Here is a 15215-nt window from a genome sequence, read left to right on the forward strand (position 1 = left end):
TTTTATCCTTCTTTATTTTTCCATAAGCGATCACGCAAACCACTGGCTCGCTGAACCGCTGTTGTCACACCAACTTGTAAACTGTGCATACTGGTGAGCAGGCTGAAGCGTTTTTTCGCTCGTGTAATAGCGGTATAAATTAATTCCCGGGTCACCACACTTTGCCATTGTTGCGGCAACATCAGAAACACATCACGAAATTCGGAGCCCTGACTTTTATGAACCGTCATCGCAAATGCGGTTTCGTGTTCGGGCAAACGGTTAGGCATCAATAAACGGATATTACCCTGCTCTTCGTCCAGGCTCTGAAACGCTACTTTGAGCTTAGTTTGGCTGGCGGCTTCACTTCTATCCTCAGCTTCACTCCCTGCCTCAACTTCAGCACCAGTCTCAACTTCAGCACCAGTCTCAACTTCAGCTCCAATTTCAACTACGATACCAATATCACCGTTAAATAATCCCAGATCGTAGTCGTTGCGGGTAATCATAATGGCTCGTCCGGGATACATAGCCCCGGAGTAACGTCGTTGTGGATCCAGCAGCGGACGTAATAATTGCTCAATGCGTTGATTCACTTCTTCAACCCCGGTCAGACCCTGCCGAGTTGCCAGTAATACCTGAAAATCATTAAACGCGTTTAATATTGCTGCAATTTTGTTGCGCTGATTTGTTGTTTCCTGAGTAGCTGGGCTTTCTGCTGTTTTACCTTGCACGGCTTTGCAATAGTTCCGATAACCTTTCAGCACCTGCGGCTGCCAGCTACGGGCCAGATCACTGGCGGATGTATCCTGATGCCACAACAACTCAATATCATCAAAATCATTAAAACAAGTCAGCGCCTTATTCACGTCACCCGCATTTACCGCGGCGGCTAACTGGCCAATACCACTGTTGGCATCAAACCGGTGCGATACCCGCAATTGCGCCAGCACATTTTGCATCTGGCTGCACGGCGGCTCGATATACGCATCCAGATTCTGGCCGGTTAGTTGAGATAACTGTTGGGCAAATTCGGGGGCTGGCCCGTGCTCCTGCCCGACATCACATAAATCCGCCAGTACGCTACCCGCTTCCACCGAGGCCAGCTGGTCACGGTCGCCCAATAAAATTAACCGGGTATTCAGCGACAATGCTTGTATCAGATGCGACATCATCGGCAAATCAATCATCGACGCTTCATCGACCACCACACAATCGTAAGGCAACGGATGCCCCTGATGATAACGAAAACCGCGCGGCGACCAGCCTAATAAACGATGCAAAGTAAAACTGGTATCCGGAATCGAATCCGCAAACGGCAGCCCTGGATTACTGCTGTTATCGCCATTTGCATTATCACGCTGCGCCACTCGCTGCTTGGCCCCACGAATGGATTCTGTCATCCGCGCAGCGGCTTTACCGGTGGGGGCTGCTAAAGCAATCGACAGTTCCGGCTGTTGGCTCAGTAACGCACTCAGCAACCGAGTCACGGTTGTGGTTTTACCAGTACCGGGCCCGCCGGTAATAACAGTAAAAGGCTGTAAGCAGGCAGTTGCCGCCGCAATATTCTGCCAATCAATTGTTTGCTGGCCTTCCTGAGCATGGCTCTGGGGAAATAATTGCTGCAGCGTTGCGCTTAAAGAATGATGGGTTTCGGATATTGATTCTGATGTCAGAGACTCAGACGGCAAACACGACTGAACAGACGACAAGCGCTGCTGAATCGATTGATATACGGCCATCTCATAAAAATAATAACGCGCCAGATACAGACGTGACTGAGGGTAGCGTCGATCCAGAATCAGTGGCTGATTTTCCCAGTTGCTGTCAAAGTCCTGAACAGAGCGATAACAATAAACCGAGGCACAATCCATCAGTACCTGATCCACTTCAATATTTTTGGGCCAGAACACGCTCAGTTCAGGAAGAATTTTTCTCAAAGCATTGTCAGAAGCCGATACATGCTGGCCGGGAATAGATTTATTTGATAAAGGCAAACACACCTGCCCTTTGGCTAACGCATCACTGAGCAATACAACCAACAGGTACAAAATTATTTGCTGCTGGTCACTCAGATTGTTTTCATAAGCAATTACCTGCTGCGCCATATGCAGATCAATCTGACGTAATTTATGTTGATCACATAATTCACGACATCGGGTTTTGAGTTGCACCAAACGCTCCTGATCATTGGTGGCTGGCATAGTATTAATCGGCATAGTATTAATCGGCATAGTATTAATCATTGGCGTAACCAAACGCTGACTTCCATTGGTTGAGCTTTTGCAAGTCAACTCGCTGATAAAAGACACCCGGATGTTGCGGTAACATATCAGAGTCCTGTTCTAAATCATCAGCCGACTCGGGTGCAAATAAATCCTGTTCTATGGTTGGCTGCTGAGCGCTTACCAGCAGCCGGGCCGCCTGACAAAATTCGTCTGTCATGCCGCGTAAATACAAATAAAACACACCACCAAGATGTTTCTGTGGCGAATAATCCGCCAGTCGTTGTGACAATAACTGATCCAACGCTATGGTATAAATCCAGGCCTGCACATCGTAATGATGGTCTGCCATGGAAAGTGCCAGATTTTCAGAAATATAATCCGCCGCCTGATCGCCCAAATGATTCGATTTATAATCGGCGACGTAATAGCGCCCTTCATGGCAGAAAATCAGATCAATAAAGCCTTTCAGATAACCGGTTAGCGGATCAAAATTTAATCGTTTCTCCGCTATTAATGACGGGTCCTGAGTGATTGGGTAAGCCGCCATTAATTGATTAATACGATTGGCTAGCAGCTCAGTAGCAATAGGCAAATGAAATTCCATTTCATCCAAGCGCTGATCACTTGCTAGATGCGCCAGACAAAATTCACCCAGCAACGGCGTATTCACCACCTGCGTCAACCACTGCGCCACATCTTTAATACTTTGCTCATCCAGCTCAATACCGTAATAGCCAAGTTGCTGCTGACAGATATCCAGCAACGCATCCGGGTCATTAAAATCCCAGTGCTCCAGAATGGCGTGTAAACAGGTGCCGGGGTTGGCTCCTTTGGGAAACAGCAATGCTGGATTATCCGGTGCTAACAATTCCGTAGAGGAACGCTGGATATCGCCAGCGGCTTCCCAGTCCATGCCTTCCAGTTGTGGGTCTTGCCAGTCCAACTCAGCACTATCGGCCGATTGTTTGTCAGCAGATGATTTAGCCGGATGTGAAATGTCTGCCGTTAATTGGCTATAACTGCTCACTCGCCAATAATCGTACAGCCGGGTTGTAAACGATTGCTCAACCACAGCGGTTTGCTGGTTATCACGATTATCCGGTTGAAAAAAGTCGCCGCGCCAATCCGGAAATTCACTGAAGGCAATATCCTGATGAGTTAATTGTTGCTGCAACTTCGACCAGTCCGGTTGTTGGTCAATATTGAGTAAATACCCCAGTGCACTTTTAGGCAATAATGATTTTTTGCTGCGGCCATCCACCGCATTCACCAGCCAGGTAAAACAACCGTATTTGGCCCGGGTTAAAGCAACGTACAACAAGCGCAGATATTCGGCTTTGGCATCACGGATCGCCAGTTGTTTAGCCTCATTATCCGGCGCTAAATTTAATACCACGCCTGGCTCATCAGAGTCATGATCATCATACCCCTGATAATATTGTGCTTCGGTTAAGCGGTGAGGTTCAAAACTGTCATCCCAAAGGTAGGGTAAAAACACCAGCGGATATTCCAGTCCTTTGGATTTATGAATGGTAACAATGGTGACCAGATTGGCATCGCTTTCTAACCGTAATTGTGCTTCTTCACCACTACGTTCTTCATCAAAAATGCGCTCACCCAACCAGCGAATTAACCCTTGCTGGCCGCGCACCCGCCGCGATGCAGTTTGTAATAATTCACCCAGATGCATCAGATTGGTTAAACGCCGTTCGCCATCGGCACTGCGCCGCAAATACACCGCCAGCGAATCATGATCACTGGATAAATCCGTGCTCAGCCGTGGCGCTTCCAGCCATAACATCAGCGCCGCCATAATGCCGCGTTTGCGCCACTGGTACTGCACGTTATAAAATTGCTCCAGCTGCTGCTCCCAGGCCTGCTCATCGTTCAATAGCGTATTTAATGCTTGCGCATCCAGCCCTTGTATTGCCGTTGCCAGAGCCGTTCGCACTGCGCGCTCATCACTTGGCGCATGTACCGCACTTAACCAGGCCAGTACATCCCGTGCTTCCTGACTGTCATAAACACTGTCGCGGGTTAAAAACACACTGCCCACTTGCTGGCGTGACAACTGCTCTCGTATCCAGCCCGCCTGGCGACGACTGCGCACCAATACGGCAATATCCTTTGCTTCAACCGAGTGTTCACCTAAGTTGGCGTAATCGCCGTAAATTAATCCGGCAATTTGTTGTGCACACTGTTCGGCCACCTGCTGCTGAGCTTGTAAACGTGACAGCGACTGTTCTGTATCAGACCAGATTTGCAGCGGCGGAAGCGCCTCGCCCGCCAGCTGAAATCCTTGCTGATCATGTTTTCCTGCAGCTTTAACCGGCACAAATTCAATATCCTGATCAAATACAAACGGGCTGGCGTTGATGCCCCATAAATGATTCACCCCGGCAATCAAGCGGGAATGACTGCGCCAGTTGGTATCGAGTGTAAAGCGTTGTTGTGCGGCCAAAGCCCGGCGCGCTTCCATATAGGTAAAAATATCCGCGCCCCGAAAACCATAAATCGCCTGCTTCGGGTCACCAATCATATACAGGCCATATGCACTGGAATCGTTTCTTTGCTCAGCCTGCAGCGAATCACTCTTCGGTGGCGGGTAAATGGCATTAAAAATTTCATATTGCTGCGGGTCGGTATCCTGAAATTCATCAATCATCGCCACCGGATAACAGCGGCGAATTTGTTGCGCTAATAATTGCCCCTGCTCACCGTTTAATGCCGTCGATAACAAACGTAATAAATCATCCGGGGTTAATGCCGCCGCTTTTTCCAGCAGGCCAAAATAACGCGCCCTTACCTGCTCGAATAAACGGATATCCAGTTGTAATGCCAGAGCGTCGGCCTGGGCCACAAAGCGCTCCACCTGATCAAACAAGGAGTGCTGTGGCGGATTTCCTTTTTTGGTTTTTTCATACAATACGGCGCTGCTGAATTTTTCCAGTTTGTCGTTAACCGGCAATGCAAAGCCCGCCGCCAGATACGCCGAAACACTGCTGATCCAATTCGGCAAATAGCGGGAACTGTAAGAGCGTTTCTCGACATCGGACTGACTGATAACATCACTAACGCCCTGACCACCTATTTGCTGCCAATGTGCTGCCAGCTCAAGGTAGGCTTGTTTTAATTGTTGCCAGTTCTGCTCAAAATGCTGCGACGGGTCCGGCGGCGGAATAAAACGCATCCCCGGGCGCGACAGCCAATTACGGAAGCGTTGTAATAACGCGTGTGGCCCGGCATAGCGATTTAACCAATAGCGTCCTTGTTCATTATCGAGATGATAACTCTGCTGCCGCCAGACATCTTCACACGCTTGTTTTAAATAGGTTTCACTATCCAGCACCAGTTCGGCATCAAACATCACGCCGGAATCAAAGGCGAATTGCTTTAACATGCGCTGGCAGAAACCATGAATAGTAAATACCGAGGCTTCATCCATTTGCGCTAAATTAGCCTGCAACCAGAGGCTTAATTGCTGTAAATCCAGTGTTTGACCAGGGCTGGTTAAATCATTAATTAACCGGGCAAATTCTGAATCCTGAGGCTCACTGTCAGCCAATAAACGCAAACAATCTTCAAAGCTGTCGCGGATACGCTCACGAATACGGCCGCGTAATTCTTCGGTTGCTGCCCGGGTAAAGGTCACCACCAGAATCTGATCACACCCTAAACGTGGTAGAGGCGACTGATGCGCTAACAACAGGCGGTTATACAGGGCGGTAATGGTATAGGTTTTTCCGGTTCCGGCGCTGGCTTCAATTAATGACTGGCCGGTTAACGGGAACGAGCGAATATCTAACGCTTGCATCAGTTATTGCTCCCACACTCATCGTCATCACGGATTAAATGCTGTTCAATATCAGCCAATAACGGTTGATAGTCTGCCAGCCAGCGCTGTGCAAACGTTTTATCTTGCAGTTGCTGGGCAATATCCGGCAGGCAACGTAATAAATACGGATCGTAAAAGGCCGAGAATTCACTATTGATCATTTTTTGCAGTAATTTTTGCCAGGCTTCCTGCCAATTATCCGGGTCGTCGCTGGCATCAGGCAGCGCTAAAGAATGCCACAATAAATCCGTAATCAGAGGTTGTGGTTGTCGCCAGCACATCCAGTACATACTCATTAATTGCGGCAACCGTTGTTGCGCTAATGCCGGGCTGGGCGCTTGCAGGCGGTAATGCATCAGCCCGGCTTTTTTATCGAGGCCATACAGTCGGGCTTGCTGAATTAAACCGGGCCGGGCGGCAGAAGTAATTAATAAATCCAGCCAGGCCTGCCATAAATGTTCACCACGAATGGCTCCGGTACGATAAATAATCAGCTGATGATCGCTGTCAGCGGCATCAGACAGCGCATAAGCCTGTTGTAATTCAGCAATAATACGGCAACTTTTTGATTGGGCTGACGCTTGCGACTCATCAAGTGCATCAGGCACCATATGCTCGAATGCCAGTGTATATTGCAACGTCGTTGCGTCCAGCGGCTGCTGGCACTGCGCCGCTAACGTCTGCGCCAAAGGCAATAACTCGTCCTGAATATCATCAGACCAGACCGAGCCTAACTGATTAACCGGCAGCTTACCCAACGCCTGTTGGCGCGTTAAAAAATCGGGAGTTTCGGCAACCGTTGCGTCATACGATGATAACCACTGCTGGCGCAACTGATATAACTCCAGACCATTGGGAGCAAACGGCTCTTCGGTCTGATCCTGTTGCCAATACATATCCAGGCTGGATTTTAATCGCCGCCGCACAAAAAATTTAGCCGGATTCGCTAACGCTTCTTTTACGTCTTGCCAGTGCACTTCGGAGGTATCTATATCATCCGGAATTGCCAGTGGCTGCTGCAAAAACTCAGGCATTGCCAAGGCATTGGCCGGATCACGGTTTTCATTGATAGAACCACGGCTGACATTGGCAACCTGCGCCCAGAGTCGCTGATAACTGCAAAAATCATTGGCATTAAACGGCTGCAACGGTAATTCACGAATTAAATGCTGCTGCAATTTTTTACGGCTTTGTGCATGAGGTAAGTTGCGGTCATCCGGCAGGACATAACTGTCGACAATATAATCCTGTAATTCACTGACCAGTACCGATGGCTGTAATTCGTTATTTTCACGGGCATCACGACCACGATAACTGATGTACAAATAATGTTGTGCTGAGCACACGGCTTCGAGAAATAAATAGCGGTCATCATCACGCCGTGAACGATCTCCCCGGCGGCTGTTACCGGCGACCATTAAATCAAACCCTACCGGCGTTACCCGGCGCGGATAATCTTCGTCGTTCATGCCTAATAAACACACCGCTTTAAACGGAATCGAGCGCATCGGCATCAGGGTACAAAAATTCACTGGCCCGGCTAAAAAGCGTTGCCAGCCCCCCTGCTGCCCCAGTTGTTCGACAAACCAGCTTTTCACCACCTGGGGCGATAACGTCTGCTGAAAACCGGCATCGTTCAGCCCTTCCTGCCAGTGCTGAATGGCATCACGGATTTTCTGTAACGAGGCATTGTCTGCCAGGCCTGTTTTTAACGCCTGCGCCTGAGTTAAATCCGGCGCAAAAAAATCATCAATTAAGCGCAGCAACAAGGTTTGCCAGTCGGTAATGGTATGATTTTGATTCAGTAACTGTTGCCAATGCTCTAACTGATCCAGCAATGCCATCAGCTTGCCTAATAATTCACCAGCATTGCCTTCCACGGCGGGTACCGCATAATCCTGCTGCCAGGCACCGGAATCATCGGGCAGCATCATGCCCAGTAATAATTGCCGCAACCCTTTTTGCCAGCTGTTCTGATCAAATTCCGGCAGACCTAATTGTTGCCGGTGCTGTGCGTTCAGACCCCAGCGAATTTCCGCGCGCTGTAACCAGTCTTTAATCAGTTCAAGTTCGTCATCACTGATGGCAAAACGATGGCGTACCGCGCTGATATCGAGCCAGTCCTGAACGTCCGTCACCAGCAGGCGGCTATCGGCCAGACCTAATAAATTTAACCAGCCTTCAATAACCGGGTTTTCCTGAGAAACGGATTGGTCGGCAATGGCCCAGGGAATACGGGTGTGTTCGGCAACGGATGAAAATACCGCATCAATATACGGCGCGTACAAATCAATGTCCGGCACCATCACCACAATATCACGTGGTTTTAACTGTGAATCGGTTTTAAACCAGGTTAATAACTGATCGTGTAATTGTTGTACTTCACGCAGCGGGCTGTGTGCGGCGACAAACTGAATACTGTGATCGTTGGCGTCAATTACGGCTTTAAATTGGCTGTGACTCAGCGCTTCACCAGAAAAAGCCTGAGCCTGCTGGTCATCCAGCTGCAAGATGGCTTGCTGTAATTGCTTAAGCAATGGCTGAGCGCCATCATCCTGGGAGTGGTCAACCCAGGCTTCAATATCTGAAATAGCGGAGTCTGCATCATGCACCAGGGTGAGAAATTCGCGCCCTAGTTTTCCCCAGGACGCCAGCAGCGGATTGCCCCGGTCAAAATACTCTGCCGCCTGTGGTTGCTTTTTCAGTATCTGCAAACGACGTTTATCATCAACAATATCGCCCCAGAAGTTTTTGCATGGATTTAATAAAAAAAAGTGCACATCAATAACGGGGGAAATGGCTCGCAGTACGTCCCAGTAACTGCCCGGCAAGGCTGCAATGCCAAACACAAATAAGCGTTTAGGTAAGTCCTGTAATCGTTCGGGATGCTGCGCTACCAGAGATTCCAGCTGCTGCGCCAAGCGGGCGCGGTGATCAAGCGAGTGCCCCAGTGAGTCACTGTCTTTAATCAGTGCCCGCCATAGCGCTGGCTGCCAGGGGTGACGTGAGACATCACCATCGATAATCGCATCCTCACCGGCTTCCCAAGCCAGCAACCAGTCCGGCCGATACACCAGATATTGGTCAAATACGTCGGCAATTTTATGTGCCAGCTGATAACACCGCAGACCGTTTTCATCGTCGCTCAAATAATGGCTAATGGCCTGATAGGCTTCATCATCCACCAATTGAGGCAACAGCCGCATCAGCTTCCAGGCCATGGCCTGCTTTTCAAAATGGGAGCGCTCGGGCAGTTCCGGTTTCAGTCGGTTAAAAATTTTCCAGACAAAACTGGACGGTAACGGAAAATCAATTTGGGCGGCAATGCCTAACTCATCGGCCAGCTGCAGTTTCAGCCAGTGGGCCATGCCCTGACTCTGCACCAGAATGGCTTCCTGCTCAAAAGGAGACGGAGGATTCTCTGCCATGCGGTTCACCAGAATACCGCGTAAGACGTCTAAATCGTTGGAATGGTAAAGGTGGAACATGAAAACCCTGAGGCAAAAAATCGTGCCACTAGAGTATCAAATCGAGCGCTAAAAAATAATCAGGTTAATATGCGTAGCATCGAGCGTTCGGTAAAAGCCACATTCTGACTGGCCGCCACTTCCGGGCTGGTCAGCTGCCCTTTCCAGATATTCAGCCCCTGCAACAAATACGGGTCTTCACGTAGCGCCGTTGACGTACCTTTATTCGCCAGATCCAGTACAAAGGGCAGTGTTGCATTATTCAGTGCCAGAGTTGCCGTACGCGCAACCGCACCCGGCATATTAGCCACACAATAATGCACTACTCCCTGCTCCACAAAGGTTGGATCGCTATGCGTGGTAGGCCGGGCAGTTTCAACACAGCCTCCCTGATCAATGGCGACATCAACAATTACCGCGCCGGATTTCATCGACTCCAGGTGATTTCGGCTGACCAGTTTGGGCGCCGTAGCGCCGGGAATTAATACCGCGCCAATCACCAGGTCAGCACTGGGCAGCAGTTTCTCCAAAGTCGTTTGAGTGGAGGCAAGTGTCTGAATACGATTGCCCCATAACAGATCCAGTTCCCGCAAGGTGGCCAGCGATGTGTCCAGTACGGTTACCTGAGCACCCATGCCGACGGCAATGGTAACAGCATTACGCCCAACGACTCCGCCGCCCAGCACAACCACATGCCCGGCAGGCACACCCGGCGCTCCCGATAATAAAACGCCACGACCACCTGCTTCCATTTCAAGACTGCGCGCTCCGGCCTGTACCGCGATACGGCCGGCAATTTCAGACATCGGCGCTAACAAAGGTAAACGTCCGGCCGCATCGGTCACGGTTTCATAAGCAATACAAATGGCTCTGCTGTGTTGTAGTGCCTGGGTCAGCTGCGGATCGGGTGCCAGATGCAGGAAGGTAAACAGCGTATGCTGGGGCGTTAGTAGTGCCACCTCGTCTGGCTGAGGTTCTTTGACTTTAACAATCAGTTGCGCCTGAGCAAAAACCTCGATATTGCTTTGCACAATATCTGCGCCTGAGCCCTGATAGTCTTCATCCGAAAAGCCAATGGCTTTGCCAGCATCGCGCTCAATCAATACCTCATGACCATGATGAACCAGTTCGCGCACGCTATCGGGGGTCAGGCCCACCCGGTATTCATGATTCTTGGTTTCTCTGGGCACACCAACTTTCATAAGCACCTCGCTTCCGATCATCCATATCCGATCGCTGATTTGTGTTGCTTCAGGTTACAGGAAAGATCACACCATGCTCTGAGTCTAGCTGACAACAACCCACTTCTAATAGTCCTTTTATCGTCTCAGACAAACGTTTGAGTGTGTTTTTAGCGCCAACAATACCGCTTCTGCTGCCATAGACTATAGTTATTCAGAACTTATTCTGTGGAAATGCTGTTTATGCCTGCCTCGTTGCCTGGAACTCACTGGTTAGCGGATGTTGAGTTCCGTAAAAAATTCTGGCTGATTATTGCACTGCTTTCTCTGCCGATGCTGTACAGCGCCTGGTTTATTTTTCAGGCTGAAAATGAAGCCATTAACAAGGCCCGGGAGCAGCAGCAAGCTGCCGAACAGAATTATCAGCTTCTGGAAATACATAACCAGGCCATTAAAGATCAACTTTCAGCCAGCAGCAGTGGCTCGCCGGTTAACTGGTCGCAGCGTATACCGGCCATTGCCAACGCCACAGACCGTCAGCGTCTGCAACAAATAGCTAACTCCAGCAGTAATGAGGTTGCTAAATTTCGCCAGTGGATGCAACAACTGGAACAGATGCTTGAATCACAAGCGCTGATCTCAGGCCTGTTATTGGACCGACATAAACAAACTGTGGTTATCGGACAATTACAAAGCATTGATATACCCCGCTTTGCCAGTGTTTTGGCAGCGCTCACCAGTCATGCCGTTAACATGGCAAAAGCGGGTCAGTTCAGCCCGGATGGTTATATCGGCCTGAGTCAGCTATTCAGTCAAGCGATGATTCAGCAAGAAGCGCTGAACAATAAAATGATGTTGCTGGATCAGCCTCTGAAACAACAATGGCAGAATTACCAGCAGGCCACATCCGCTTATTTAACGGAGATCAAACGTGAGTTTATTGATAGCAACTCACTCACCGCATCGGCCAGTGCGCTGTACAGCCAGGGGCAGAAAGTCGCTGATAATATGATGGCACTGGATCAACGGCTGCACGATGAATTCCAGACTCTGAACCAACAACACCAGGGGGATGCGAGCAACCGCCTGATGACGTCAGCAGTGGTATTTATCATTATGGCCGGCATTGCCGTGTATCTGGTGTCAGCGGTTAACGTATCACTGAGCAGCAATATTCAGCTGGTTGCCCGTATGGCGGAAGATATTGAACAAGGTGCTTTAGCCGGAGGTTATCCGGCCAGTGGCAAAGATGAGTTGGGCCACGTGGTTAACTCGCTGGCCATTGCCATTGATCAGATGCGGGAAACCATTTGCGCCATCACCGACAACACCCAGAATTTATCATCCACCTCAACCACGCTGAATCATTCAGCCCACCAGCTTAGCGACCTGGGCACCTCACAGAAACAAAAAGTAGAGCGTATCACCAGTGCCGCCAGCAGCCTGCAAGACAGTGCCCAGTTAGTCGAGCAACTGTGTCGTAATGCCGAACAGGAAAGTCGCAATACACAAGAGACAGCACAAAGCAGTGCCGAACGCAGTGAACAGTCTGCGACTGTGATCCGCAATCTGGCAACCACCATCCGTGATGCCTCGGAGCGGATTTCAGCATTGGCCGCCCAAACCGCGGAAATTGCCGGTGTCACCGATGTGATTAAAACCATTGCCGAACAAACCAACCTACTGGCATTAAACGCTGCAATTGAAGCAGCGCGTGCCGGAGAACAAGGACGTGGCTTTGCCGTGGTAGCGGATGAAGTTCGTACTCTGGCAACCCGCACACAAGAATCGACAGAAGAGATTGAATCCACCATTGGCAGCCTGCAAACCGTTGCTGAAGAAGCCGTGGTGGCAATGAATAATGCTTGCGAACAAGCTAATCAGGGGGAACAGGAGTCACTGGCAACCGGCGAAGCTATGAACTCTATTCTGGCGTCGATGGCAAGCATCAACGAGGTGATTCAACAGTTGACCAGCGCCGGTTCACAACAAGCTCAGGTCGCCAGTGACATCAGCCAGAATATTTTTATGGTGGATGAGTCAGCTTCCGGTCTGTTAGCGCAATCACAAGAAGTGGCGGCATCGGCAACAGCGGTATCTGAACAGAGCAATAATCTGAGCCAGCAAAGTAATCGCTTCACTGTTTAGCAGGCTGTTGAAAAACTACTTGCGTTGCCATAACTGCGTTAAAAATCAGCTTAAAATGCTCATTTATTGCTTATAAACTGCGCTTTTTCACTGATTTTTGCCTTGCTCTGACTGCCTCAGAAACATTTTTCAATAACCTGCTAGAAGTCATACCCCATAAAAAGCAAAACCCCGATGCAGCACGAAACTGCACACCGGGGTTTTGCTTTTCTATCTTTTAATCAGTTAGCTGAAATTATTCAGCATTCAGGTTTAATCGATAACGGCCCACACCCTGACCAGATAAAACCTTAGCCAACACATCGGCCAGCTGAGAGCGGCTGATTTCCGTCGTCATCTGTTCCAACTGAGCCAGCTGCCATTGGTCAGCAACTTTATCCAATACCTGCTGTTTATCTACCAGAGGGATTTCAACCGAATCCACGCCCAGTAAACTGACGCCACGTAAAATAAACGGGAAAACACTGGCTTCAACCTTAATACCGGCAATCATGCCACAAGTCGTCAGCGCACCTTCCGGCTTAATCTGAGGAATCAGCCCGGAAACCAGATCGCCACCCACGGTATCTACAGCAGCCTGATATAACGGCTTTGCCATAGCTTTGCCCTTGGTCGCTAAAATATCGTCACGGCTCAGAAAGCCTGTCGCTCCTAACTGCTTCAGGAAGTCCTGTTGTTCCGGCTTGCCACTCACTGCCAGCACGTCATAGCCCAGCTTAGCCAGCAGAGCCACAGCAACGGAGCCAACACCTCCGGTTGCGCCTGTCACGACAACAGGACCATTCTCAGGTTTGATGCCATTGCGCTCTAGTTTCTGCACACTTAATGCGGCGGTAAAACCAGCGGTACCCCAGGACATCGCCTGAGCAGCGGGTAACGCCGTTGGCCGACGTAAAACCCAATTTGCCGGAACCCGCACCTGCTGACCATAACCACCAGCGGTATTCATGCCCAGGTCGTAACCAAAGACCACCACCGCATCACCTGCGGCAAAATCATCAGAGGCCGACTCAAGTACCGTGCCGGCGACATCAATACCCGGTGTATGAGGATATTCCCGGGTGACACCTTTATTACCACTGGCCGATAACGCGTCCTTATAGTTAATGGATGAGTACTCAACAGCAATCAGCACTTCACCTTCAGGCAGCTGATCAACCGTTTGTTCCTGCCAGCTGGCTGCCATGCCCTGCTCGGTTTCTGCAACCCGGTACGCCAGAAATGTCATAAAGATACCCTCGTTTAGCCTTTACTTTGCATACGATTATTAGCTGCCGTCAGCAACCGGGTGAACGCAGACTCTGCCCCCTGTTGCACTGCAATACCAAGTTTTTCCTGCAGAGTTTTTTTGTATTCATAACGAACCGTAAACACATCGGATTCATCACAGGCATTCATCAGGTACTGATCACTGGTGCCAACTTCATCAATCAGACCATTTTCCAACGCCTGTTGACCGTACCAGATATCACCGGTAGCGACGGCTTCAACGTTCAGGTCTTTACGATACAGGGCAACATGATCTTTAAATAACTCGTGGGTATCTTCCAGATCAGACTGGAATTTTTCTTTCGCTTTGGCGGAGTTATGACCAAACATAGTCACGGTGCGCTTATATTCACCCGCGGTGAACAACTCAAAGTCAACGTCGTGCTTTTTCAGCAAGCGATTAAAGTTGGGCAACTGAGCAACCACACCAATGGAACCAATAATCGCAAACGGGGCAGCCACTACTTTATCCGCCAGACAGGCCATCATATAACCACCGCTGGCTGCTACTTTGTCTACGCAAACGGTTAACGGAATATTTTTGTCACGAATGCGCTGTAATTGTGAAGACGCCAGGCCATAGCTGTGCACCATGCCGCCGCCGCTTTCCAGTGTGACAACCACTTCATCCTTCGGCGATGCCATAGTCAGAATGGCACTGATTTCGTGGCGCAGCAGCTCCACTTCACTGGCTTTGATATCACCATCAAAGTCCAGAACAAATACGCGCTTTTTCTCTTCCGGCTCGTCTTCTGTTTTGGTTTTGGCAGCTTTCTTGGCGCTTTTTTCTTTTTGCTTATCGTCTTTCTTTTTGTCTTTCGCCATTTTCTTCAGCAGCTCTTTATCGAGAATGGCGTCTTCCAGCTGCTCTTTGTGATCTTCCAGCTCATCATTCAGCTTTTTGATCACCAACTCACCGTCGGCTTGGCTTTTAGGGCGGGCACTCAGTGAAATAATGCCGCCAACCACAATCAGAATTGAAACCACAATGGTGATGGCCTTCAGCAAAAATGCCCCGTACTCAACTAAAAATTCCACAAATTGTTCCTTAATGGGGGTCTCGGCCGACCCTGTTAACAGAAAGAACGCAAGAATAGCGCAAAGCTGG

At 49.6% G+C, this 15215-nt stretch carries 7 protein-coding genes; 1 reads left to right on the forward strand and 6 read right to left on the reverse strand.

Going from position 1 to position 15215, the window contains the following annotated elements; all coding sequences use genetic code 11:
- Nucleotides 1-2: 2 nt before the first annotated feature.
- Genes recD through ald form a run of 4 tightly spaced genes read right to left on the reverse strand, consistent with a single transcriptional unit; the run spans nt 3 to nt 10711 of the window.
- Nucleotides 3-2213, reverse strand: coding sequence for an exodeoxyribonuclease V subunit alpha (gene recD / locus ACO05E_RS17825; protein ID WP_419810834.1), 2211 nt, complete (start codon nt 2211-2213; stop codon nt 3-5).
- Nucleotides 2214-2217: 4 nt separating this feature from the next.
- Nucleotides 2218-6021 carry an exodeoxyribonuclease V subunit beta gene (gene recB, locus ACO05E_RS17830; protein WP_419810835.1) on the reverse strand — a complete coding sequence of 1268 codons (3804 nt, stop codon included), beginning with the start codon at nt 6019-6021 and terminating at the stop codon, nt 2218-2220.
- Nucleotides 6021-9530, reverse strand: coding sequence for an exodeoxyribonuclease V subunit gamma (gene recC, locus ACO05E_RS17835; protein WP_419810836.1), 3510 nt, complete (start codon nt 9528-9530; stop codon nt 6021-6023). Before recC ends, recB begins: the two co-directional genes overlap by 1 nt.
- Nucleotides 9531-9589: 59 nt before the next feature.
- Nucleotides 9590-10711, reverse strand: coding sequence for an alanine dehydrogenase (gene ald, locus ACO05E_RS17840; protein ID WP_419810837.1), 1122 nt, complete (start codon nt 10709-10711; stop codon nt 9590-9592).
- A gap of 213 nt (nt 10712-10924) precedes the next feature.
- Between ald and ACO05E_RS17845 the strand changes: the two genes are divergently transcribed.
- Entirely contained in the window at nt 10925-12838 is a 1914-nt protein-coding gene (locus ACO05E_RS17845) for a methyl-accepting chemotaxis protein (protein WP_419813636.1), read from the forward strand.
- 235 nt (nt 12839-13073) lie between these two features.
- Here ACO05E_RS17845 and ACO05E_RS17850 read toward each other — a convergent pair whose 3' ends face one another.
- Entirely contained in the window at nt 13074-14066 is a 993-nt protein-coding gene (locus ACO05E_RS17850; RefSeq protein ID WP_419810838.1) for a YhdH/YhfP family quinone oxidoreductase, read from the reverse strand.
- A gap of 14 nt (nt 14067-14080) precedes the next feature.
- Entirely contained in the window at nt 14081-15145 is a 1065-nt protein-coding gene (gene sohB, locus ACO05E_RS17855; protein ID WP_419810839.1) for a protease SohB, read from the reverse strand.
- Nucleotides 15146-15215 lie beyond the last annotated feature (70 nt).

The organism is Bacterioplanoides sp. (assembly GCF_965226395.1).
Lineage (GTDB): Bacteria > Pseudomonadota > Gammaproteobacteria > Pseudomonadales > Oceanobacteraceae > Bacterioplanoides.

Coding starts and splice junctions, on each gene's coding strand:
- recD (WP_419810834.1), bottom strand. CDS start 2,213: ATGCCGATTAATACTATGCCGATTAATACTATGCCAGCCACCAATGAT.
- recB (WP_419810835.1), bottom strand. CDS start 6,021: ATGCAAGCGTTAGATATTCGCTCGTTCCCGTTAACCGGCCAGTCATTA.
- recC (WP_419810836.1), bottom strand. CDS start 9,530: ATGTTCCACCTTTACCATTCCAACGATTTAGACGTCTTACGCGGTATT.
- ald (WP_419810837.1), bottom strand. CDS start 10,711: ATGAAAGTTGGTGTGCCCAGAGAAACCAAGAATCATGAATACCGGGTG.
- ACO05E_RS17845 (WP_419813636.1), top strand. CDS start 10,925: ATGCTGTTTATGCCTGCCTCGTTGCCTGGAACTCACTGGTTAGCGGAT.
- ACO05E_RS17850 (WP_419810838.1), bottom strand. CDS start 14,066: ATGACATTTCTGGCGTACCGGGTTGCAGAAACCGAGCAGGGCATGGCA.